The organism is Diaminobutyricimonas sp. LJ205 (assembly GCF_009755725.1).
GTDB lineage: Bacteria > Actinomycetota > Actinomycetes > Actinomycetales > Microbacteriaceae > Ruicaihuangia.
In genome coordinates this window covers 1,927,239-1,948,927 of record NZ_CP046619.1, presented here as the reverse complement: position 1 = coordinate 1,948,927, position 21,689 = coordinate 1,927,239, and the positions used below count along the sequence as shown (strand labels likewise).

Annotated in this window: 17 protein-coding genes; 11 read left to right on the top strand and 6 right to left on the bottom strand. The window is 69.0% G+C overall.

Annotation, left to right across the window (positions count from 1 at the left end; genetic code table 11):
* The first annotated feature begins 1 nt into the window (after position 1).
* The 5 genes from mutM to GO591_RS09390 all read left to right on the top strand — a co-directional run bounded on the left by mutM (position 2) and on the right by GO591_RS09390 (position 3,629).
* Complete coding sequence (mutM, locus tag GO591_RS09410; protein WP_157156578.1) at positions 2–925, top strand: bifunctional DNA-formamidopyrimidine glycosylase/DNA-(apurinic or apyrimidinic site) lyase; 924 nt, start codon at positions 2–4, stop codon at positions 923–925.
* Between the two features lie 123 nt (positions 926–1,048).
* A complete protein-coding gene (locus GO591_RS09405; protein ID WP_157156577.1) occupies positions 1,049–1,438 on the top strand; it encodes a VOC family protein in 390 nt (129 codons plus the stop codon).
* A gap of 210 nt (positions 1,439–1,648) precedes the next feature.
* Positions 1,649–2,593, top strand: coding sequence for a DMT family transporter (locus GO591_RS09400; RefSeq protein WP_157156576.1), 945 nt, complete (start codon positions 1,649–1,651; stop codon positions 2,591–2,593).
* A 95-nt stretch (positions 2,594–2,688) separates the two neighbouring features.
* Entirely contained in the window at positions 2,689–3,207 is a 519-nt protein-coding gene (locus tag GO591_RS09395; protein WP_232466120.1) for a hypothetical protein, read from the top strand.
* 47 nt (positions 3,208–3,254) lie between these two features.
* Positions 3,255–3,629 (top strand): hypothetical protein, encoded by a 375-nt coding sequence (locus GO591_RS09390; RefSeq protein ID WP_157156575.1) that lies wholly within the window; start codon positions 3,255–3,257, stop codon positions 3,627–3,629.
* A 68-nt stretch (positions 3,630–3,697) separates the two neighbouring features.
* Here the strand turns inward: GO591_RS09390 and GO591_RS09385 are convergent, their stop codons facing one another.
* Positions 3,698–4,597 carry a M56 family metallopeptidase gene (locus GO591_RS09385; protein ID WP_157156574.1) on the bottom strand — a complete coding sequence of 300 codons (900 nt, stop codon included), beginning with the start codon at positions 4,595–4,597 and terminating at the stop codon, positions 3,698–3,700.
* Entirely contained in the window at positions 4,594–4,962 is a 369-nt protein-coding gene (locus GO591_RS09380; protein ID WP_157156573.1) for a BlaI/MecI/CopY family transcriptional regulator, read from the bottom strand. Before GO591_RS09380 ends, GO591_RS09385 begins: the two co-directional genes overlap by 4 nt.
* 119 nt (positions 4,963–5,081) lie before the next feature.
* Between GO591_RS09380 and GO591_RS09375 the strand changes: the two genes are divergently transcribed.
* Genes GO591_RS09375 through cydC form a run of 3 tightly spaced genes read left to right on the top strand, consistent with a single transcriptional unit; the run spans position 5,082 to position 10,914 of the window.
* Positions 5,082–6,533 (top strand): cytochrome ubiquinol oxidase subunit I, encoded by a 1,452-nt coding sequence (locus tag GO591_RS09375; RefSeq protein ID WP_198295450.1) that lies wholly within the window; start codon positions 5,082–5,084, stop codon positions 6,531–6,533.
* 14 nt (positions 6,534–6,547) lie between these two features.
* Positions 6,548–7,561, top strand: coding sequence for a cytochrome d ubiquinol oxidase subunit II (cydB, locus tag GO591_RS09370; protein WP_157156572.1), 1,014 nt, complete (start codon positions 6,548–6,550; stop codon positions 7,559–7,561).
* Positions 7,558–10,914: a thiol reductant ABC exporter subunit CydC gene (gene cydC / locus GO591_RS09365; protein ID WP_157156571.1), complete on the top strand. Its 3,357-nt coding sequence runs from the start codon at positions 7,558–7,560 to the stop codon at positions 10,912–10,914. The genes cydB and cydC overlap by 4 nt, the downstream gene beginning before the upstream one ends.
* Here the strand turns inward: cydC and GO591_RS09360 are convergent.
* Positions 10,881–11,960, bottom strand: coding sequence for a GNAT family N-acetyltransferase (locus tag GO591_RS09360; RefSeq protein ID WP_157156570.1), 1,080 nt, complete (start codon positions 11,958–11,960; stop codon positions 10,881–10,883). The two genes, cydC and GO591_RS09360, sit on opposite strands and share 34 nt — an antisense overlap.
* Positions 11,961–12,144: 184 nt before the next feature.
* Between GO591_RS09360 and smc the strand changes: the two genes are divergently transcribed.
* Complete coding sequence (smc, locus tag GO591_RS09355; RefSeq protein WP_157156569.1) at positions 12,145–15,783, top strand: chromosome segregation protein SMC; 3,639 nt, start codon at positions 12,145–12,147, stop codon at positions 15,781–15,783.
* Between the two features lie 40 nt (positions 15,784–15,823).
* Here the strand turns inward: smc and GO591_RS09350 are convergent, their stop codons facing one another.
* The 3 genes from GO591_RS09350 to GO591_RS09340 form a co-directional block, all read right to left on the bottom strand.
* Entirely contained in the window at positions 15,824–16,402 is a 579-nt protein-coding gene (locus tag GO591_RS09350) for a histidine phosphatase family protein (RefSeq protein ID WP_157156568.1), read from the bottom strand.
* Positions 16,403–16,488: 86 nt separating this feature from the next.
* Positions 16,489–18,159: an alpha-amylase family protein gene (locus GO591_RS09345; RefSeq protein ID WP_157156567.1), complete on the bottom strand. Its 1,671-nt coding sequence runs from the start codon at positions 18,157–18,159 to the stop codon at positions 16,489–16,491.
* Complete coding sequence (locus GO591_RS09340) at positions 18,156–19,133, bottom strand: TIGR03885 family FMN-dependent LLM class oxidoreductase (RefSeq protein ID WP_157156566.1); 978 nt, start codon at positions 19,131–19,133, stop codon at positions 18,156–18,158. The genes GO591_RS09345 and GO591_RS09340 overlap by 4 nt, the downstream gene beginning before the upstream one ends.
* A gap of 98 nt (positions 19,134–19,231) precedes the next feature.
* Between GO591_RS09340 and ftsY the strand changes: the two genes are divergently transcribed.
* Positions 19,232–20,107 (top strand): signal recognition particle-docking protein FtsY, encoded by an 876-nt coding sequence (gene ftsY / locus GO591_RS09335; protein ID WP_157156565.1) that lies wholly within the window; start codon positions 19,232–19,234, stop codon positions 20,105–20,107.
* A 139-nt stretch (positions 20,108–20,246) separates the two neighbouring features.
* Complete coding sequence (locus GO591_RS09330; protein WP_157156564.1) at positions 20,247–21,620, top strand: HNH endonuclease; 1,374 nt, start codon at positions 20,247–20,249, stop codon at positions 21,618–21,620.
* The last annotated feature ends 69 nt before the right edge of the window (positions 21,621–21,689 follow it).

The window sequence follows — 21,689 nt, the reverse complement described above, 5'->3', positions numbered from 1 at the left end:
CGTGCCCGAACTGCCCGAAGTCGAGGTGGTCCGCGCCGGTCTGGAACCGGCGGTCACGGATGCCACCATCCACGCTGTTTCGGTCTACGACGAGCGCAGCCTGCGCCGGCACGCGGGCCCATCCGAGGACTTCATCGACCGCCTCGAGGGTCGTGGCATCCGGGCCGCCGTCCGCCGGGGCAAGTTCCTGTGGCTGCCGCTTTCCTCTGAACCGTTGGTCGAGCCTGCTGAAACCCCCACCCCCGAAGCATTAGTCGTCCACCTGGGCATGTCCGGCCAGGTCCTCCTCCGCGACCGCGCCCAGCCAGACGACCGGCTCACCCGTATCCGGCTCGACATCGAGCACCCCTCCCACGGAGAGCTCCGGCTCAACTTCGTCGACCAGCGCATCTTCGGCTCGATGTCGATCGTCCCGCTGCTGCCCACCCCGGACGGCGCGCCCGGAGGATACGGCGACCCCGGCGCATCCGTGCCGGCGCAGGTGGCCCACATCGCACGCGACCCGCTCGACCCGGCGTTCGACGACGCCGCCTTCCTGGCCGCGTTGAAGCGTCGCAACTCGGGAATCAAACGCGTCCTGCTCGACCAGAGCCTCATCAGCGGCATCGGCAACATCTACGCCGACGAAGCGCTGTGGGCGGCGCGCATCCACTTCGACCAGCCGGCGAGCAGCCTGAGCCGACCGCGGGCGAAAACCCTGCTGGCCGAGGTCCGGCTGGTGCTCACCAAGGCGCTGGCCGAGGGTGGGACGAGTTTCGACGCGCAGTACGTCAACGTCAACGGGGCATCCGGTTACTTCGCGCATTCGCTGAACGCCTACGGACAGCACGGCAGGCCCTGTCCGCGTTGCGGCCGCAGCATCCGTCGGGAGCAGTTCATGAACCGCGGTTCGCACTTCTGCGCGTTCTGTCAGCGCCTGCGCTGAGCCGCCAACGGTCGTGCCCGCGAGCGCTGCCGTCGCCCGACTGTACTCTTCCGGCCCTCCGCGGTGCAGGGCTAGACTCCGGACTGGCGCGGAGGTGCCGCGCAGCCGAAGAGGAGGCGGGCCATGTCCGGAGTTGTGCATTTTGAGATCCCCGCGGATGACGAGGCTCGGGCACGACAGTTCTATAACGCGGCGTTCGACTGGCGCCTCGACGCGTTGCCCGATCTGGGGTACACGAACGTGCAGACGACCCCGGTCGATGAGACGACGCAGGTGCCGCTGCAGGCGGGCGCCATCAACGGCGGTTTGTTCGAGCGCTCGGGCGACCTCGTGCATCCGATCATCACTGTCGACGTCGACGACATCTCTGCCACACTCGAGCGGATCACATCACTCGGCGGTGCCATCGTTCAGCCGAAGACCGCGATCCCCGGTATGGGTTACTTTGGCTACTTCCGCGACACCGAGGGCAACGTGCTCGGGCTCTGGACCACCGCGGCCGACGCCGCCTGAGAGAACGGGGACCCAGCGAGGATTCCGCGGCGGGGCGTTCGAGCCTGACTCGTGCGTGGGCTGATCTGATCGGCCTCTCGGTGCGGTCGTTCTGTACGGCTTCGTCAAGCGCTCGCGTTCCTAACGTCGTCAGAGCCACCGACGCTGCCGTGGTCGGTCGCTTTCAGCGCGCTCGCGCAGACGCCTCCGTGCACCTGCCAGAATCGAGCCGTGAGGGGCGTCCTGTTCGTACTGCTGGCCGCGGTCTGCTTCGGCACGACCGGCACAGCGCAGGCGCTTGGCCCTGACGTCTCGCCGGTTTCGCTCGGCGCCGCCCGCATTGTCATCGGGGGAGGGGCACTAGCCCTGATCGCCTGGGCGGCTGCGCGGCGCACGCCGCGGCACTCGCTCGCCGATCGTGGCCGGTTCCGCCTGCCGACCTGGCTAATCATCGCGATCGGCGCGGCCGGGATCGTCACCTATCAGCCGGCGTTCTTCCTCGGCACCGCCGAGAACGGCGTCGCAATCGGAACCGTGGTCGCTCTCGGCTCCGCCCCGGTGATCACCGGGGCGCTCGACTGGGCGCTGACCCGGCGCTACCCGGGCACGCCGTGGCTGATCGCGACCGTTATCTCGGCGTTCGGCGTGGCTCTGCTGGGCGGGATCCTGGAGGCCGGGGCATCCGGCATCAGCGCTGTCGGGCTCGCCGGCTCGATTGGCGCGGGGGCGTCCTACGCGGTGTATACGCTGGCGGCCAAGGCGCTGCTTGTGCGCGGGTGGAGGGCGGATGCCTCGATGGGCGCACTCTTCGGCACCGCAGCCGCGGCCAGCCTGCCGATCCTGCTGCTCACGGATGTCGCCTGGCTCGGCACTCCCGCCGGAATCGCGATGGCGCTGTGGCTGGGCCTGATCACGACCACGCTCGGCTATGTGCTGTTCGGGCGCGGGCTGGCGTTGCTGTCCGCGCCTACCGTGTCGACGCTCACCCTGGCCGAGCCGCTCACCGCGAGCCTGCTGGCGCTGTTGGTCCTGCAGGAGCAGCTCAGCGCCAGCGGTGTTGCCGGGTTCATCGTGCTGGCAGCGGGGCTCGTCGTGCTGAGCGTCGCGTCCGCCCGGCACCCGCATCGGAAGGCCGCGTCCGTCGCGGCGCACGATCCGCGCGAGACGCCGCGGTAGGTCGAACGCCCGTGCGCCGATGGTGCGCAGCGAGGTCGTCACGCCCGGCGTTGCGTCTGATTGCTCCGCTGCCGGCCCACCGATACCCTCGCGGAATGAGCGCTATTCGAGACCGCAGCGCTGTCATCATGGCTGCCGCCATCGGATTCGTGGTGACTGTCGGATACGCGATCGCCGGCTCGCTCCAGATCCTGGTGTGGAACCCGCTCGCGGCAGTTCCCGGAGCAACCCTCTCCGAGATTGAGCAAGGGTTGGCGCGCGCGAGCGAGTCACTCGGGACTTCGTTGGTGATCGGTTGGGCGATCATCGGGGGAGTCCTGGCTGCTGGCATACTCATCGCCGCGGTACTGCGCCTTTCCGTGCGGTTACCGCAGGTTGTGCAGGCGGATCTGGTGCTGCTCGTGCTTGCTGCTCCCACATTCTGGGCGGCCTCCTTCCCAGCGGGCATGGGAATTGCCGACACGTTTCACACCACCGGCGCTCCCCACAGCCCGTGGGGTGCACCGCTCTACGCTGTCAGCGCCGCGGCGCTCCTTGCGCTACTCGTGATGGTTGCGGTGGCTCAACGACGCGCGACGGCCGAAGCTCAGGACAGCACCTATGAAAGGGTGTGAGCAAGGATCATGACTACGACCGCCGCCAAGTGAAACGGATGCCACCGATGACAGATACCGCTGCAGTTGACGGAACGGCGGCACGTCCGGTTCGAAACACTCCGCTCGCCTGGATCGCGGCCGTGATCGCGATCATCGGGTTCGTGCTCGTAGCGTCGTCTTTCGTCAAGGAAGAGGTGACGCTCACCTTCGTCGATTCGTGGTTGGACATCAGAACCAGCGTCGGGTTTGTCGTGGCGATTCTCATGCTCGTCCTCTCCATCCTCGAGTTGAAGAAGGCGAAGCGTGCGAACTGCCGGGCACCCATTGCTGCGGTCGCATGCACGTTTGCTGTACTCGCTCTGGTGCCGGCGCTGTTCATGCTCCTGCTCGTCGGCCTCATCATCCTCGGGCCCCTGCTGTTCGTTATCGCGGGGTCCTAGACGGTTTACCGCGGCAGCACCACCTAGGAACTGCCGGACAGTGCGGGTCCATCAGGGGGCGAGCGAACTTACAGCGGCAGCGCGGCGTAGGCGTCCGTCAGCCACGGCATCGCGAGCGACACCGTCGGGATGAGCAGCACCGCGGCCGCACCGGCGTACATCGCGGCCGCCAGCCGGCGTCGCGGCTGGGTGACAGCGGTCGGGGTGGACACCTCGAGGCGACGGATGCGGGCGGTTGCTTCCGTGTCATCCGCTGCAGTCATCGCGGTGATCGCGCTCGCAACAACACCGCGGCCGTGCAGCCGGGCAGCATTGTCATCGGCGAGCATCTCCAGGAGCGTCCGCACCGAGTCGAGGGCAAGGCGGCTACGCACCCACCGCGGGAACGCCGCGTGCAATGCGGTGAACGCCTCGATGACCAGGTCATGACGGCTTCGCAGGTGAGCCCGTTCGTGCGCGACGACGGCATCCACCTGTTCGGTTGACAGCAGCGCCGTCGTGCCGGTCGAGATGACAACCCGCGCCTCACGGCCGGGCACGCAGTACGCGATCGGGTGCTCGCCATCGAGGATCCGCAGGTCCAGGGCCTGACGGGTGGCGTCCGCTTGGGAGATCAGGTCGACCAGGTCACGGTGACGCTGGCGACGGCGCCGCGTGCTGATCGCGAGCCGACCGAGCGAGATGATGAGCCGCAGCACGATGGTGCCGGCCATGATCGCCGCGATCGTGGCGGCCGCGACGAGGTCAGGCCCGAATTGCAGTTCGTCCTGACTGGCGGTCAGCCGCAGCAGTTCCTCGGGAAGGGCAAGCACGCTGCCGATCGCCGCGAGCACGGCCGCGATCGCGATTGCCTGCCACAGCACAACGGCGGCGCGCGGAGCTCGGTCCGTCCATCGGGCGCGACCGAAGGCATCCGTCACCGGCCCTGCCAGCAGCAGGGCGAGCGCGGCGAGCCAGAAGCCGGTCACTGGGGGCGGGCAGCGCCGCCGAGGGCGTCTTTGATCGCCTCGGCCTCGCGCGTTCCCACGCGACCGACGAAGTACTGCAGGGCGGCGAGCCGTGCGCTCGGGTCGTCAACATCGCCGAGAGCGTCGAGCATCAGTTCCGCGGCCATCTCTTCGCGACTGTGCGCGGCGGAGTACAGGTAGGCGCGGCCGCTGCGTTCCTGCTTGACGACTCCCTTGCGGGCGAGCCGGTCGAGCACGGTCATCACGGTCGTATAGGCCAGCGGGCGGTTGGCGGCGAGGCGCTCATGCACCTCGCGCACGGTCAACGGGAGCTCGGATGCCCACAGCTGCCGCATGACATCGTTCTCGAGCTCACCCAATCCCATAAATCGTATTCTACGACATTCCCCGTACTACGTATGACGTACTACACGAATAAGTACTACATGTGGTAGTAATTACTACGTAACGTCGTAGGTGGACCGGAGGACCCGTGGAACTGGATGTGACTGACCTGTCACGGCTGCAATTCGCCGTTGTGACGATCTACCACTACTTCTTCGTGCCGTTGTCGATCAGCCTGGCCGCGATGACCGCGGTCATGCAGACCGTCTGGCACCGCACCGGTCGCGAGCCGTACCGGGCGCTGACCTTGTTCCTCGGCAAGGTGCTCATGGTCACCTTCGCTGTCGGCGTCGTCACCGGTCTCGTGCAGGAGTTCCAGTTCGGCTTGGCCTGGAGCGACTTCGCCCGCTTCTACGGCGACGTGTTCGGCCCGACTCTTGCCATGGAGGGCATGCTCGCCTTCTTCCTGGAGGCCACCTTCCTCGGCCTCTGGTACTTCGGCTGGAACCGGCTGCCCGCCCTCGCCCACCTGGCCACCATCTGGATCGTGGCGATCGGCACCGCCCTGTCGGCGTTCATCATCCTCGCCGCCAACTCGTTCATGCAGAGCCCCGTCGCGTACACCGTGAACGAGGAGACCGATCGCGCGGAGCTCTCCAGCTTCTTCGACCTGATGACCAACCCGCTGAACCTGGCCGCCTTCCCACACACCATGGCGGGCGCGGCGATGGCCGGCGGCGCGCTCATCCTCGCCATCGGCGCCTGGCGCGCCTGGGGCAAGAACGCGGTGACGGATGCCGCGGAACGCAGCGCCTGGCGGAAGCTCGCCCGCGCCGGAGCCTGGGTCACCCTGGCCGGCGCCGCCGCGGTGTCGCTCACCGGCGACATCCTCGGCAAGGTCATCACCCAGGTGCAGCCGATGAAGATGGCCGCCGCCGAAGGGCTCTACGAGACCCAGGCCGGCGCACCGTTCTCGGTCTTCGCGCTGTCGTGGTCGGTCGACGAGGAACCGTTCTTCTCCCTCGACATTCCGTACATGCTGTCGATCCTCGCCATGGGCGACCCGAACGCGCCCGTACAGGGTCTGAACAACCTGCAGGCGCAGTACACCGAGCTGTACGGCCCCGGCGACTACATGCCGCTCATCCCGATGGCCTACTGGACGTTCCGGCTGATGATCGGCGTCGGCATGCTCGCCGCGCTGCTCGCCCTGGTCATCCTCTGGTTCACCCGCAAGGGCGGCGGACTCGACCGCAGCAAGTTCACCCACCGCCTGCTGCTGATGACCGTCCCGGTGGTGCCGATCCTGCCGCTCGCGGCGAACAGTTTCGGCTGGATCTTCAGCGAGAACGCCCGCCAGCCGTGGCTCGTGTTCGGCCTGTTCCAGACCAAGGACGGCGTCTCGCCGGGGTTGACCGCGACCGAGGTGATCATCTCCATCGCCATCTTCACGATCATCTACGGGATCATCGCCGTCATTTGGACCCGGCTCGTGCTCAAGCTCGGCCGCAATCCGCTCCCACTTGATGAGGACGGCGACAGCGACGACAAGACTCCGGATGTCACCGACTCCACGACCACCGATGCGCGCCAGGCCGCGCCCACTTACTGACGGAAGGCCCTGTCATGGATCTCGCAATCCTCTGGATCATCCTCACCATCGCCTGCTGGGTGCTGTTCTTCGTGCTCGAGGGCTTCGACCTCGGTGTCGGGATGCTCACGCCCGTGCTCGGCCGTGACGAGCACGAGCGCGGCGCCGCCGCACGCACCATCGCCCCGTTCTGGGACGGCAATGAGGTCTGGCTGGTCGCCGCGATCGGTGTGACCTTCGCCGCATTCCCGGACTGGTACGCCGCGCTGCTGTCGGGCACCTACCTGCCGGTAGTGCTCATGCTCGCCGGTCTCGCCGCCCGCGGCGTTGCGCTCGAGTTCCGCAACAAGCACGATGCCCCGAAGTGGCGACGCAACTCGGACATCGTGCATGCGATCTCGGCACTTGTGGTCGCGGCCGGCTTCGGCGCCCTGATCGGCATCATCGCCACCGGCTTGCCGATCGGCGAGAACGGTGAGGTGCAGGAAACTGCCGGCGCGCTCTCCCGCAGCCTTGCCCCGCTGGCCACCCCCGGCGCGATCATCGGCGCCCTCGCCGCGGTCGGCACCTCACTCGCCCTGGGCGCCGCGTTCGTCGCGCTGCGCACCACCGGACCGGTGCGGGAACGTGCCCGCCGCCTGTCGATCGTGTTCACCGGGTTCCTCGGATTCGCTGCCGCGGCGATTGCGGTGCTGGCGCTGATCGGTGGGGCGGTGGTGGCCGGCATGCTGCTCATCGTCATCGCGGTGCTGATGTTCGGCGCATCCGGTGCCTCCCGCGCCGTGCATGAGGGCGTGGGCTTCACACTCGCCAGCATCGGCACGGCGCTTGCCGTGATCGCTGCGCTCGCGGTGAACCTGCCTGTTGTGCTGCCATCGACGCTGAACGACGCCTGGTCGGTCACGATCTACAACGGCGCCAACAGCGACTACGCGCTGGAGGTCATCTCGATCGGCGCGCTCTTCATCCTGCCCGGCGTCTTCCTGTACCAGGCCTTCTCGTACTGGGTGCTCCGTAAGCGGGTGGCGAGCGAGCGCGTGGCTTCATGAGCCGCGGACCCGTCGACGCCCGCCTGCTGAGGATCGCCCGCGGCGCGCGGGGCTCCATCACCGCACTCGCGGCGATGGAGGTCGTCGCCGGCGTGGCGACCATGGCGGTGCTGATCGGCGCGGCGTGGTTCGTGGCCTCGGTGGTCATCCAGCCCGCGGAGTTGCCGGTCGCTCCGCTGCTGATTGCCGGAGGTGCTCTGGCCGCTCAGGCATTGCTCGCCTGGGGCAAGCGGGTCGCCGCCGAGCGCGCGGTCGCGCGGGTCACCGCCCAGGTGCGCACCACCCTGCTGACGGCGGCGGCGACGCGCGGTCCGGCCTGGCTGGCGAGCTGGCGCGGCGACGGCAGCGGCGCGGCCGGGCAGGCCGGATTCGCCGCCCTGCTCGGAACCGGCCTGCAGGCGCTCCGACCCTGGTTCACCGGTTATCTGCCGTCGGTGGTGAGCGCCGCGGTGGTGCCGGCGGCGGTGCTGCTCACCCTCGCGCTCGTCGACCTCACCTCGGCGCTGACGGTTCTCGCCACCCTGCCGCTCGTGCCGCTGTTCGCAGCACTGGTCGGCTGGGCGACCCAGAAGCGCGCGAACGCGCAATGGGAGTCCGGGCAGGCCCTCGCCGGGCATTTCCTCGACGTCGTCCGCGGGTTGCCGACGCTGCGCCTGTTCGGACGCGCCAGCCGCCAATCCCGCTCGGTTGCCGCGATCACCGACCGCTACCGGTCGGCCACGATGCGGGTGCTGGTGGTCGCGTTCATGTCGTCGACTGTGCTCGATCTGGTCGCCACGATCTCGGTCGGCGTCGTCGCGGTCAGCGCAGGACTTCGGCTGGCCGCCGGCGACCTGGGCCTTCTCCCCGCGTTGCTGGCGATCCTGGTCGCCCCGGAGGCGTACCGGCCGTTGCGAGAACTCGGCTCACAGTTCCACGACTCCGCGCAAGCGAGCGCGGTCGCCGATCGCATCGATGAGATCACCGGCAAGCAGGCGACCCCGGATGTCGCGGCCCGCGCAGCCCGGACGCTGGACACCGGCGTCTCGGCGAAGAACCTCGTGGTGCGCTACCCGGGCCGCTCCCGCGCGGCGCTGCGAATCGATCAGCTGACCGTGTTCCCCGGCGAATTCGTCGCCATCACCGGCGCGTCCGGCGCGGGCAAGACCACCCTGCTGCGCGTCCTGGCCGGCATCGAAACCCCGACCGAGGGACGCGTGAGGGCAGGCGCGGCCCTGTACCTGCCGCAGCAGCCGCGATTCCCGCACGCGCGCACCGTCGCCGATGCGCTCGGCACAGCCGGGGCTGACGCGCTGGCCACAGTCGGCCTCGACGGTGAACTGCCCGACGGTCTGGCGACGCCGCTCGGTGAAGGCGGCCACGGGCTGTCGGCGGGCCAGCGCCAGCGACTGGCGCTCGCGCGGCTGCTGCACGAGGCATCCGCGAAACCGCAGTTGCTGCTGCTTGATGAGCCGACCGCGCACCTGGACGCGGCCTCCGAGCGGCGCGTGCTCACCCGGCTGGATGAGCTGGTCGCGGCGGGCTGCACGGTTATCACCGTCGCGCACCGGCCGGCGGTGATCGCCGCGGCCGACCGCAGCGTGCAGGTGACCACTCCGCTGCCGGAGCGCGGCAGCCTGCTGCCTGAGGCCTCCAGCGCGGTCGATGACGAGGCCGACGCGCTCACCGGTGTGCGCAGGCGCTGGGCCCGGATGCCGATGCCGGTGCGTCTGGCCGGTGCCGCCCTGCTCGGCGCGGCCGCCTACCTGACGGGCACGACGCTGACCTCGGCGGCATCGTGGATGATCGTGCGCGCCGCCGAGCAGCCGCCCGTGCTGACCCTGTCGATCGCCGTCGTCATCGTGCGCGGCTCGGCCGTGCTGAAGCCGCTGCTGCGCTACTTCGAACGGCTCGCGTCGCACGATCTCGCGCTCGGCCGGCTGGCCTCGATGCGCGCCCGGTTCGTCGATGCGCTGTCGACGCGGTTACCGGGCGCGGTTCCGCCGCGGCGCGGAGACCTGCTCGCCCGCCTGGTCGGTGACGTCGACGAGCGGCTGGATGGCACACTCCGTGGTGGGCTGCCGCTCGCAGCCGCGGCGATTGCCTGCCTGGTGGCCCTCGGGATTGCCGGTGCGGTTCTGCCGGGTGCCGCGCTGCCGCTTGCGGCCGGCCTTGCCCTGACGCTGATCGTCGCGCCGCTGCTCGCTGTGGTGCTGGATGCCGCGGACGAACGCGCCCTTAGCGACCGGCGCACGCGCCTGACCGAGGCGCTCGTCGAATCAACGGACGCGCTTGAAGACCTGCTCGCCCGCGGTGTGCACGAGGTCACCGCCGTTCCCGCCGAGCGCAGCGCCGCCCTGGCGCGGGCGGAAACCCGCGCCGCCTGGCGCGGCGGGGTCGCGGATGCCGTTGCCCGGCTGGGGATCGCGGTCGCCGTCGTCGGTGTCCTCATCGCGGGCGCCGCCGGATTCGCCGCGGGCGGCATCACCGACGAAGTGTTCGGCATCCTCGCCCTGGCAACGTTGACCCTGGCGGAGCCTGCTCTTGCCGCGGTGCCAGCTGCGTTGGCGATTCGTCGCGGGAAGGCGGCCGGGGCGCGGCTCGACGCGGTCGCCGGCGCGCCGTCCGCGGCATCCGAACCCGATTCGCGCGGGTCGAGCGCACTCCGCTGGGCGCTCGACCAGCGGGGACTGCGCTTCGAGGGCGTCAGCGCCGGCTGGGGATCAAGCCCGGCCGTGCGCGAATTCGACCTGCAGCTGAACCCCGGGGAGCAGGTCGCGCTGCTCGGCCCGTCCGGAGTGGGCAAGTCCACCCTGGTCGCGGTTGCCCTGAGGCTCCTCGACCCGAGCGGCGGACGGGTGACGCTCGACGGGGTCGACATTCTCGACATCCCGGGCGATGACCTGCGACGCACGGTGACGGCGCTCGGCGAGTACGACCATGTGTTCGCCAGCACGGTTCGCGAGAACCTGCGGTTCGCCGGCGACGAGGTCACCGACGACGCGTTGCTCGACGCGTTGGATCGCGCGGGACTCTCCGACTGGCTCGACGCGCTGCCCGCGGGCCTCGACACCTGGCTGGACTCGGGTGGAATGACCCTGTCCGGTGGTGAACGGCGCCGGCTCGCGCTCGCCCGCGCGCTCGTGCGTGACGCGCGCGTGCTGATCCTCGATGAGCCGACCGAAAGCCTGGACGAACCGACCGCGGAAGCACTGATGGCCGACCTGCTGGCCGAAGCCCGGGCATCCGGTCGCAGCGTGCTGCTGGTCACCCACCGCACCGAGGGTCTTGACCTGGTCGACCGGGTCGTCCACCTCGACGCGGCGCCCGCGCTGGCAACTCAGTCGAGCAGCTTCTTCCAGCCGCCCTCGTAGCCGGCCGGGACGAAACCGACTGCCTCGTTCACGGCGAGCATGTAGCGGTTCTCCTCGGCGTTGAAGGTGATGACGCTCGGATGTCCAGGACGCACCGCTTCGAGATGTTTGAGGTTCGAGATCTTGAGCAGCATGCCCAGCCGGTGACCGCGGTGCTCGCGAATCACCAGGGTGTCACCCTGATCCACCGGGCGGCTCAGCTCCGGCGGCGCCGACAGCTCGGTGAAGCCCACCAGGCGACCGCTCGGCTCGTGCCGGACCGCCGCGTACAGCAGCATTCGCGGACTCTTCGCGGCCAGGTCGTCGGTGGTGCGGATGCGTTCCGCGTCCCACTCCTCCTCGGCGAAGGCCAGGCCCGCCGCCGGGGCGTCCACGCTCATCCGTTGACGCAGTCGGGCCAGGTCCTCGACCAGGTCGTCCGGGGTGCGGCCCACCCAGTGCACCAGGCTGTAGTCGGGGCCTGCGGCGCGCGACGCGAGCCGCAGGTTCGTGTCGATCACGTTCGGCTCCAGTGGCAGCGGCAGCCGGCTCATCCGGTCCACCTGCTCCAGGGTGAAGCCGCGAGCCACGAGGAAGCGCGACCCCGGGTCATCCGCTGGCACCGATCCATAACCAGTCGGCGCAGCCAACTGCGGGCCGGTCCTGTCGGGCCGGTGCAGCACGTAGCACTGCATCACGCGCAGGCCGGCCTCGCGGGTCCACTCGAGCAGCCGCTCGTACAAGGCGCTGCCGATGCCCTGTCGGCGATGCTCTGCGAGCACTTCAATCGAAATGAAGGACGCCTCGGCCGACTCCTCGGCCTGCAGCTCGAACACGGCTCTGGCGACGACGCGACGGTCCACTCGGGCGACGAGCACGCGCATCGGGTTGTACTGCTGGTTCTGCCAGAACGGCAGCAACTCGTCTGGCGCGTAGTTGAGGTCGCGGTTGCCGATCGTGTCGGCCTCGATCGTGTTCCGTACCTCGACCATCTCGCGGAACGCGTCGCCATGCTCACCGTCCAGATTCTCGGGGATCGGCAATTCGTCAATGGTGAACGCGCTCATGACTCAATCTCTTCGGCGGACGCAGCGCATCAGCCTACGCCCGCAGCGGCGACGGTGTCGAGGCTGAGCCGGGCGGTGGCGCGCGCCACGGACACCCTACCGGTGTGCCGCGCGCCACGGCGGGCCGGGCGGCGGCAGTCCGGTACCGTAGTGCCAGTATTTCCGGGCGAATGAAGGCGGCCACGTGTATTTGAAGAGCCTGACCCTCAAGGGGTTCAAGTCCTTCGCACAGCCGACCACGTTTGCCTTCGAACCCGGGGTGACCTGTGTCGTCGGTCCGAACGGCTCGGGCAAGTCGAACGTCGTCGACGCGCTGGCCTGGGTGATGGGGGAGCAGGGCGCGAAGACCCTCCGCGGCGGCAAGATGGAAGACGTCATCTTCGCCGGCACCTCGACCCGCGGCCCGCTCGGCCGCGCCGAGGTCACGCTCACGATCGACAACAGCGATGGTGCGCTGCCGATCGAGTACACCGAGGTGACGATCAGCCGCACCTTGTTCCGCAACGGCGGCTCCGAGTACGCCATCAACGGGGAAAGCTGCCGGCTGCTCGATGTGCAGGAGCTGCTCAGCGATTCCGGCCTCGGCCGGGAAATGCACGTCATCGTCGGCCAGGGCCGGCTCGACAACGTGCTGCACGCCACCCCGGAGCAACGCCGCGGGTTCATCGAGGAAGCCGCCGGCATCCTCAAGCACCGCCGCCGCAAGGAAAAGACGGTACGCAAGCTCGAAGCCATGCAGGCGAACCTCACCCGGCTGAACGACCTCGCCGGTGAGATCCGGCGCCAATTGAAGCCGCTCGGCCACCAGGCTGAGATCGCCCGTGAGGCCCAGACCATCGCCGCGATCGTCCGCGATGCCCGCGCCCGCCTGCTGGCCGACGAGGTCGTGGAACTGCGGCAGGCGATCACCGAGTTCAGCCGCTCCGAGAACGACCGCAAGAGCGAACGGATCGTCCTTCAGGAGCAGGTCGACCAGGCCAAGCTGCGGCAGACCCACATCGAGCAGGCCATGACTGGCGACGCCGTCGACACCGCCCGACGGGTCACCTTCGAACTCGAACAGGTGCAGCAGAGCCTGCGCAACCTGTACTCGCTGGCGAACCAGAAACTCGCGCTGCTCGGCCAGCAGGCGGAACTGCCCGGAATGCAGTCGACGATCTCACCGCAGATGGTTCAGGATGCCCGGGACGAAGCCGACCGGCTGCGCGCCGGGGTCGGCGCCGCCGAGGAAGCCGTGGGTCGAGCCGCGGCCGCGACGGCGACCGCGAAGGCGTCACTCGACTCGCTCGACGAGGAGATCAGCGCGCAGAGCGCCCTGGTCTCGCAGCACGACCTCGAGGTCGCTCGGCTCGGCAGTCAGATCGAACTCGCGCAGTCCAAGCTCGCCGGTGCCCGCGGTGAGCTGCTGCGCCAGCAGAACACACTGGACGCCGCCACCGAGCGCCGCGAGCAGGCCCGCGCCGCATTCGGCGCCCTCGAACAGCAGAACGACGACGCGGACGACGCCGACAGCGGCCTCGAGGAGGCGCACGAAGCAGCGGATGCCGCGGTCGTCGCCCTGCAAGCCGACATCGAAACCTTGCGCGACGAACTGCACGCCGCCGAGCGCGAACGCGACGCGCTCGCCGCGCGCACCAGTGCCCTGTCCCGCGCGCTGGAAGTCAAGGACGGCGCCGGCGATCTGGTCGCGGCCGGACTGTCCGGGGTGCGCGGCCTGGTCGCCGAACACGTGCAGGTCACTCCCGGATTCGAAACCGCAGTGGCTGCCGCTCTCGGCACCCTCGCCGACGCGGTGCTCGCCGACTCCCGCGACGCTGCGCACGAAGCGCTCGCCCACGCCAAGGACAAGGACTTCGGCCGCGTCGAGGTGGTCGTCGCGGATGGCTCGGACGACAGCGCACATCACGAGCCCCAGTGGCCCACCATCGACGGCATCGTGCCGGCCAGCTCGGTCGTCCAGGGGCCGGTCGGTGTCCGCGGCATCCTGACCCTGATCGCGATCGCCGACGACCTGGCTGCCGCCCGCCGGGCCGCGCCGCAACTGGCCGAACTCGGCCACGGCCTCACCATCGTCACCCGTGACGGCGACGTGCTCACCCGCTACGTGCTGCGCGGCGGGTCCGGCGGCAAGCAAGGCCGCATCGAACTGATCGCCGAACGCGACGCGGCCGCCGCCCGCCTCACCGAGGTCACTACCCAGGTCGAGCGCATCCGCGGACTGCTCACCGACAAGCGGGCGGCCGTGGATACCGCGAAGAAGGATGCCGCCGCCCTGCTGGCGAAGCGACGTGAGCGCGACCAGCGGCTGGCGGCCCACGATCAGCAGCTCGGACGCACCCGCGTGCAGCTCGAGGCGACCGAGGCTGAGTGTGAACGGCTCAGCACCGCCGTGGCTGTTGCCGCTGAAGCCGTGCGGGTCGCCGAAACCGGCGTCGACAAAGCCCGGGCCGAGCATGACGAGTACTCGGCGAAGCCGCGTCCGATCCTGGACGTGTCGGCCAGGGGCGGACTGTTGACCGAGCTTGAGGCGGCTCGCGCTGCCGAGGTGGAGACCCGTATCCAGCTCGAGACCGCCCGCGAACGGGTGCGCGCCGAGGAGGCCCGAGCGATCGAGCTGGCCCGGCAGCGGGAGGACGAACGTGCCGCTGCCGAGGAGCAGGCGCGGCTCGCCGTGCTGCGGCAGCGGCAGATGCAGTCGGCGACCACGGTCGTCGACGCGCTGCCGCCCGTGCTGAACGCCGTCGACCGATCGGTCGCCGAAGCGCGTGTGAGGCTCGCGTCCGCCGAGGCCGCGCGTGCCGAGCAGAACCGGGAACTGTCCGATCTGCGCGCCGCGGAGAGCGCGCTGCGGGAACGCCTGCACGCGGTCAGCGAGAACGTGCACGGCCTCGAGATGCAGATCTACGAGAAGAAGCTGCACCTGTCGACGCTGCTCGAGCGCGCCGGCGACGAACTCGGGCTCGTCGAAGACGTACTCGTCGCCGAGTATGGCCCGCACGTGCCGGTGCCCGCGGACGATGCGCACACCACTGGCGTGGTTGAGGAGCGAGGAACGAGCGTCTCGAAACCCACCGACGAGGAACTCGACGCGAAGGTCTCGGCAGGCTCAACCAGCGGGGAAGGCCCGGCCAGCGAGGCCGCCAGCGCGCCCTTCAACCGCGCCGAACAAAAGGCCCGCCTCGCCAAGGCCGAGCGCAAGTACCAGCAGCTGGGCCGGGTGAACCCGCTCGCCCTCGAGGAGTTCGCCGCGCTCGAGCAGCGGCACAAGTTCCTCACCGAGCAGCTCACCGACCTCACCCAGACCCGCAAGGACCTGCTCACGATCATCGACGAGATCGACACGAAGATGCAGGACATCTTCGCGGCGGCCTTCGCCGACACCCAGGCCGCGTTCGACCGGGTGTTCCCGATCCTGTTCCCCGGCGGCACTGGCAGCCTGCAGCTGACCGATCCGGACGACCTGCTCACCACCGGCATCGAAGTGAGTGTGAAACCGGCAGGCAAGAAGATCGAGCGACTCTCGCTGCTGTCCGGCGGGGAGCGGTCACTCGCCGCGGTCGCGCTGCTGATCGCGATCTTCAAGGCCCGCCCCAGCCCGTTCTACATCATGGACGAGGTCGAGGCGGCGCTGGATGACGCGAACCTGGGCCGTCTGCTGACAATCTTCCAGGACCTGCGGCTGTCCAGCCAGCTCATCGTGATCACCCACCAGAAGCGCACCATGGAGATCGCCGACGCCCTGTACGGTGTGTCGATGCGGCAGGACGGCGTCTCAGCGGTGATCGGCCAGCGCGTCGCGCAACCGGAGGAGCAGGCGTCCTAAACGAGCGCCGCTTCTACTCCTTGGCGCTCGTCGCTGTGCGTTAGACCAGCGAGTCGATGACGGCGCCGTTCACCGTGAGCACTCGCCACGCGGCATCCGTCCGGTCGAGCGTCGAGACCGAGCCGTTCGTGATCTGGTCGATCGGGTGATCGAGCAACGACGCCAGCGTGTAGCGGATCAGCGTGCCGTGGCAGACGATGACCACGTTCCGGCCCGCGTACTCGTCGGCGATCTCATCCAGCGCGGCCCGGCCGCGGGCGACGACCGAATCGAGCGGCTCGAGTCCCGGGTACTCGCGATCCGGCCAGCGCTCCAGAATCTCGTTCATCGTGAGCCCCTCGCCCTCGCCGTAGTCGCGCTCGACGAGCAGCTCATAGGTCTTGCCCAGCTCGATGCCGAGGCCATCCGCGATGATCGCCGCGGTCTCTCGAGCCCTCTGCAGCGGCGACGAGACGATGACCTCCCACTCGGCGCCGGCAAGCTCGGCGTCGGTGAGCACGGCGACCGCGTCACGCGCCTGCTGCCGGCCAGTGTCGTTCAGCACGATGTCGCTCCTGCCCTGCATCCGCCCGGCGGCGTTCCAGTCGGTTTGTCCGTGGCGGATGAAGGCGATCGTCATGGTGGAGCTCCGATGGGTCGAGGACCGCCCGGTCGAGCGGCCCCTCCATTCTGCCCGAGCCGGCCTGTGGAGCCTGCCCGAGGGCGTCACGAGAGCCTGCGACTGCCGGGCTCCAGCACGCGCAGCCAGCGGTAGCCGTAGCCGTCGAGCGTGAGCTCCACCTTGCCGCCGCGGCCGATTTCGGTCGCCTCATCGTGCAGCAGGTCGCTCAGGCGAGCACCCTCCTCGCTTCCCTCCACGACGAGCGGCACCGAGATCGCGTCTGGTGAGAAGTTGTGCAGCGCGATCATGCTGCCGTAGCTGCTGGTCACCCGGTGCGCGAGCACCGCGGCATGGGGCTGCTCGAGGATCGCGAGTTCGCCCCAGCCGATTTCCGGCGACGCCCGGTAGCGGGTGATCAGGTTGCGGATGAAATGCAGCAGCGAATCCGGGTCGCGGCGCTGCCGGTTGACGTTCACATGCTCCGGGCCGTAACCATCGGGTGTGACCGGCTCAGGCAGCTGTGACGGCCGCGCCGAGGAGAAACCGCCGTTCTTGCCATCCGACCACTGCATCGGCGTGCGCACCGCCAGTCGGCCGCCGGCCGCGAGGTTCTCGCCCATGCCGATCTCCTCACCGTAGAACAGCACCGGGGTGCCCGGCAGTGAGAACAGCAGGCTGTAGGCCATGCGGATGCGGCGCGGGTCGCCGCCGAGCATCGTCGGCAGCCGGCGCACGATGCCGCGCCCGTACGCCTGCATCTCCGGCTCCGGCCCGAACGCCGCGAACACCTCCTGACGCTCCGACTCGCTGAGCTTGTCGAGGGTGAGCTCATCGTGGTTGCGCACGAAGTTCGCCCACTGCGAGGCGAGCGCCACCGGCGGCCGCTTCGCCAGCGTCTTCGCGAGCGGTCGCGCGTCCTCCCGGACGAGCGACAGGTAGAGCCGCTGCATCGACTCGAAGTCGAACTGCATGCTCAGCTCGTCGCCGTCGCTGCCGCCGAAATAGGTGAGCTGCTCCTTGAACGGCAGGTTCACCTCGCCGAGCAGGATGGCGTCGCCCTGGCGGCGGCTGACGAGCTCGCGGAGTTCGCGCAGGTAACCGTGCGGGTCGGCGAGATCCTCGGACGGGTCGTCCCCGGTGCCTTCAAGGAAAAACGGCACGGCGTCGACCCGGAAACCCGACAGCCCCAGCTCGAGCCAGTAGCCGATCACCTTGCCGACCTCTTCGCGCACCTTCGTGTTGCTGACGTTCAGGTCGGGTTGGTGGCGATAGAACCGGTGCAGATAGTACTGGCCGGCGCGTTCGTCGAAGCTCCACACGCCCTTCTCATCGCCCGGGAAGACGGAGGCCGGGGCATCCTTCGGAACCTCATCCCGCCACACGTAGAAGTCCCGGTACGGCGAGTTCCGGCTCGCCCGGGCGGCCTGGAACCACGGGTGCTTCACCGAGGTGTGGTTGACCACCAGGTCGGCGATCACCCGCATGCCCCGGTCGCGCGCGCCGCGGATGACCTCGACGAGATCCCCCGAATGGCCGAGGCGCCGGTCGACGCCGTAGAAGTCGGTGATGTCGTAGCCGTCGTCGCGGTCCGGGGTCGGATAGAACGGCATCAGCCAGAGGCAGGTCACGCCCAGGTCGGCCAGGTGGTCGAGGCGGTGGGCGAGGCCTTCGAAGTCGCCGAATCCGTCGCCGTTCCAGTCCATGTACGTTTCGACGTCCAGGCAGTAGACGACGGCGTTCTTCCACCACAGGTCGCTGGTGTCGCTGATCCTCATGCGGCGTCCTTTCGGGTCACGGGGAGCGCGGGGAGTACCCGTTCACCGACGGTGTCGATGAACGCGGCCTGCCGCTGGCCGACGTGGTGCAGGTACACCTCGTCGAAGCCGAGCTCGATGAACTCGCCGACGCGGTCGGTCAGCCAGGACGGGTCGGATGTCACGAGCACCGAGTCGCGCACCGATTCCGGCTCGACATGCGCCGACGCCAGGTCGAAGATCTCGGGGGAGTCGACATCCCAGCTCAGCGGCGGTGGAAACACGTTGCTGCGCCACTGGTCGTGCGCGATGGCGAGAGCCTCGGCATCCGTGTCCGCGACGCTGACGTGCACCTGCAGCACCAGCGGTCCTCTGCCGCCCTCGGACCGGTACGCGTCGATGACCTCACGCAGCACCGGCAGCGGCTGGGCAACCGTCGCCAGACCGTCGGCCCACGATGCCACCCAGCCCGCGGTCTCGGCGGAGACGGCGGCGCCGATCAGCGGCGGCGGGGAGTCCGGCCTGGTCCACAGCCTGGCGCGGTCCACCGTGATGGTGCCGGTCCGGCTCACTTCATGGCCGGCCAGCAGGGCGCGCATGACTTCGACGCTTTCGAGCAGTCGCTGGTTTCGAGTGTCCTTGTCCGGCCAGCGTTCGCCGGTGATGTGCTCGTTCACGGCCTCGCCGCTGCCCAGAGCGGCCCAGAAGCGGCCGGGGAACATTGCCTCCAGCGTGCCGATTGCCTGGGCGATGATCGCCGGGTGGTAGCGCTGCCCGGGGGCGTTCACCACCCCGAAGGGCAGGCTGGTCGCCTGCAATGCCGCGCCGAGCCAGGCCCAGGCGAAGCCGGAGTGGCCCTGGCGGGCGCTCCAGGGGGCGAAATGGTCGCTGCACATGGCGGCGGTGAAGCCTGCCTGTTCAGCGTGCTGGACTGCTTTGAGCAGTTCGGCGGGGTGGATCTGTTCGTGCGATGCGTGGAATCCGATAACGGTCACGGGCACCTCCTCCCAGTCGAGACAACCATGCATTCACCAGCCTCGTAAGGGTGGCGGTGCTCGCCGGGCGTGCCTGCAGGGTGCTCTAGCCTGTTGTCATGGCTGAACGCACCCCCTGGTCACTCACCGGCGCCCTGCGCGGCATGTTCGCGAAAAAGACCATCGATGAGGGCACCTGGGAAGACCTCGAGGACGCGCTCATCACCGCCGATTTCGGCCCAGACATCACCGAGGCGATCGTCGATGAGTTGCGCGACAAGGTGGACCGCTACCGCACCACCGACCCGGCCGACCTGAAGCGGATGCTGCGCGAGACCATCGAGGAACGTCTCGCGAAGCACGACTCGACGCTGACCCTCAGCAACCGTCCCGCGGTCGTGTTGGTCGTCGGCGTCAACGGCGTGGGCAAGACCACCACGATCGGCAAGTTCGCCAAGTTCCTGAAGACTCATGGCCGCACCGTGCTGGTCGGCGCCGCGGACACCTTCCGTGCCGCCGCGGTCGAACAGCTGGCAACCTGGACCGAGCGAGCCGGCGCCGAGATCGTGCGGCCGCAGCAGCCGGGGCAGGATCCGGCATCCGTCGCCTACCAGACCATCGAGACCGCCCGGGCGACCGGTGCTGAGATCGTGCTGGTCGACACCGCGGGTCGATTGCAGTCCAAGGCCGGCCTGATGGACGAGCTCGGCAAGGTGCGCCGCGTGATCGAGAAGCTTGAACCGATCGCCGAGGTGCTGCTCGTGCTGGACGCGACCACCGGCCAGAACGGTGTCGCGCAGGCGGAGGCGTTCATCCAGCACGCCGGGGTCACCGGACTGGTCATCACCAAGCTGGATGGCTCAGCCAAGGGCGGCTTCGTGCTTGCGGTGCAGGAGAAGACCGGCATCCCGATCAAGCTCATCGGCCAGGGCGAGGGCATCAACGACCTCACCGGCTTCACGCCGCACGTTTTCGCGGCGAACCTGGTCGGCTAGCTCCCTTTCGCGGCCGGGAGCGCCGCCGCGCGCAGCGAGTGACGCCTCTGGACACCGCCTTGTTTCCGCTGGTCGAGCCTGTCGAGACCCTGTGGAAACGGTCCGCGGGAATGTCGGTGGTCCGGTATTGACTTCGAGCATGGACAACGAAGCCAACGGATGGGGCGAAGCACAAGCCTCTGTTCTGGCCGAGTTGCCTCTCGATTCGTTGTCCGCCGAGCAGATCGAAGCGGCCTTTCAGGCGCGCGTCGCGGACTTGCGCGCGTCGGGTTGGCTGGTGGGACGGCTCCCGCGTGACCTGTTCACCTCGCAGACGGTTGCCGGCTCGATCCCGGAGGGCATCCAACGCATTGTCCGGATGGAGCAGGAGCAGGCCGAGCTGGAGGCGAGGAGGAGCCGCGAGCTTGCCAACCTGGCTCGCATGAGTGTCGCCGAGGCCGGCAAGGGTGCCGACCGGGGACTGGTCTACCGATCCCTGGCCGCCGAACTGGGGATGGCCGCCCACCTGTCCGAGCGCACCTTCCAGGCCCGGATCAACGACGCCGAGACCCTGGTTCAGGACTTCCCGCGAACCCTCGCCGCACTGGAGACCGGCACGATCGGTGTCGGGCATGCCCGGGTGATCATCGAATGCGGGCTGCCGATCGGTGACCCCACACTGCGCGCCACCTATGAGTCCGCGGTCATCGACCGGGCGGTCGATCTCACGCCGGGCCGGTTGCGGAAACAGGCCCGGTTGGCCGCGACCCGGCTCGCGGAGGTCAGCTTCGAGGACAGGCACCAGCTGGCCGTCGAGGACCGGGCGGTGCGGCTGCAGGAACTGGACGACGGCATGTCCGAGATCATCCACACCCTGCCGACGGTGTTCGCGGTGCCGATGCTGGACCGACTCACCGAACAAGCCAAAGCCGTCAAGGCGGCCAACCCGGACGAGCCACGCACGCTGGATCAGATCCGCGCCGACCTGATGTGCGAGCTGGTGCTCACCCGGCAACCGTCCGGCTGTCCGGATGCCCCGCACGCCGCAGGAATCGGCATCCGCGCCGAGGTGTCGATCGTGATCCCGGCGCTGACCCTGCTGGGTCAGGGTGACGAGCCGGCGACGATCGCCGGCCGCGGCCCGATCGGCATGGCCGAGGCACTCAAACTGGCCGCGCAGGCACCGTCCCTGATCCGGTTGCTCACCGACCCGGTCAGCGGCCAGGTGCTCGCCGCGGACACCTACCGACCCTCGAAGAAACTGCGCCGATTCATCCGCGGGAGGGATCGACGATGTCGATGTCCGTTCTGCACCCGCACCGCCAGCCACGGCGACCTCGATCACACCCTGGCCTGGGAACACGGCGGCAAAACGACAGCCGAGAACCTGGCCTTGCTCTGTCGCGGCTGCCACATCCTCAAACACTTGCCCGGCTGGAGTGTGAAACAGATCAGCCCCGGAGTGCTGGAGTGGTCCAGCCCGCACGGGATTGTCGGCACCGACTACCCGGACACCCCGATCACCTCCAAGTAGCTTCCGCTGTTGAGGAGCGGGCCGTGCGGGCTTGAGAGCCCGGCGTTCGAAACTCTTGCATGACAGTTC

What these genes read in the sequence shown, in the direction of transcription:
- GO591_RS09405 (WP_157156577.1), top strand. Translation starts at nt 1,049, where the DNA reads ATGTCCGGAGTTGTGCATTTTGAGATCCCCGCGGATGACGAGGCTCGG.
- GO591_RS09395 (WP_232466120.1), top strand. Translation starts at nt 2,689, where the DNA reads ATGAGCGCTATTCGAGACCGCAGCGCTGTCATCATGGCTGCCGCCATC.
- GO591_RS09390 (WP_157156575.1), top strand. Translation starts at nt 3,255, where the DNA reads ATGACAGATACCGCTGCAGTTGACGGAACGGCGGCACGTCCGGTTCGA.
- GO591_RS09380 (WP_157156573.1), bottom strand. Translation starts at nt 4,962, where the DNA reads ATGGGATTGGGTGAGCTCGAGAACGATGTCATGCGGCAGCTGTGGGCA.
- cydB (WP_157156572.1), top strand. Translation starts at nt 6,548, where the DNA reads ATGGATCTCGCAATCCTCTGGATCATCCTCACCATCGCCTGCTGGGTG.
- cydC (WP_157156571.1), top strand. Translation starts at nt 7,558, where the DNA reads ATGAGCCGCGGACCCGTCGACGCCCGCCTGCTGAGGATCGCCCGCGGC.
- GO591_RS09360 (WP_157156570.1), bottom strand. Translation starts at nt 11,960, where the DNA reads ATGAGCGCGTTCACCATTGACGAATTGCCGATCCCCGAGAATCTGGAC.
- GO591_RS09350 (WP_157156568.1), bottom strand. Translation starts at nt 16,402, where the DNA reads ATGACGATCGCCTTCATCCGCCACGGACAAACCGACTGGAACGCCGCC.
- GO591_RS09345 (WP_157156567.1), bottom strand. Translation starts at nt 18,159, where the DNA reads ATGAGGATCAGCGACACCAGCGACCTGTGGTGGAAGAACGCCGTCGTC.
- ftsY (WP_157156565.1), top strand. Translation starts at nt 19,232, where the DNA reads ATGGCTGAACGCACCCCCTGGTCACTCACCGGCGCCCTGCGCGGCATG.
- GO591_RS09330 (WP_157156564.1), top strand. Translation starts at nt 20,247, where the DNA reads ATGGACAACGAAGCCAACGGATGGGGCGAAGCACAAGCCTCTGTTCTG.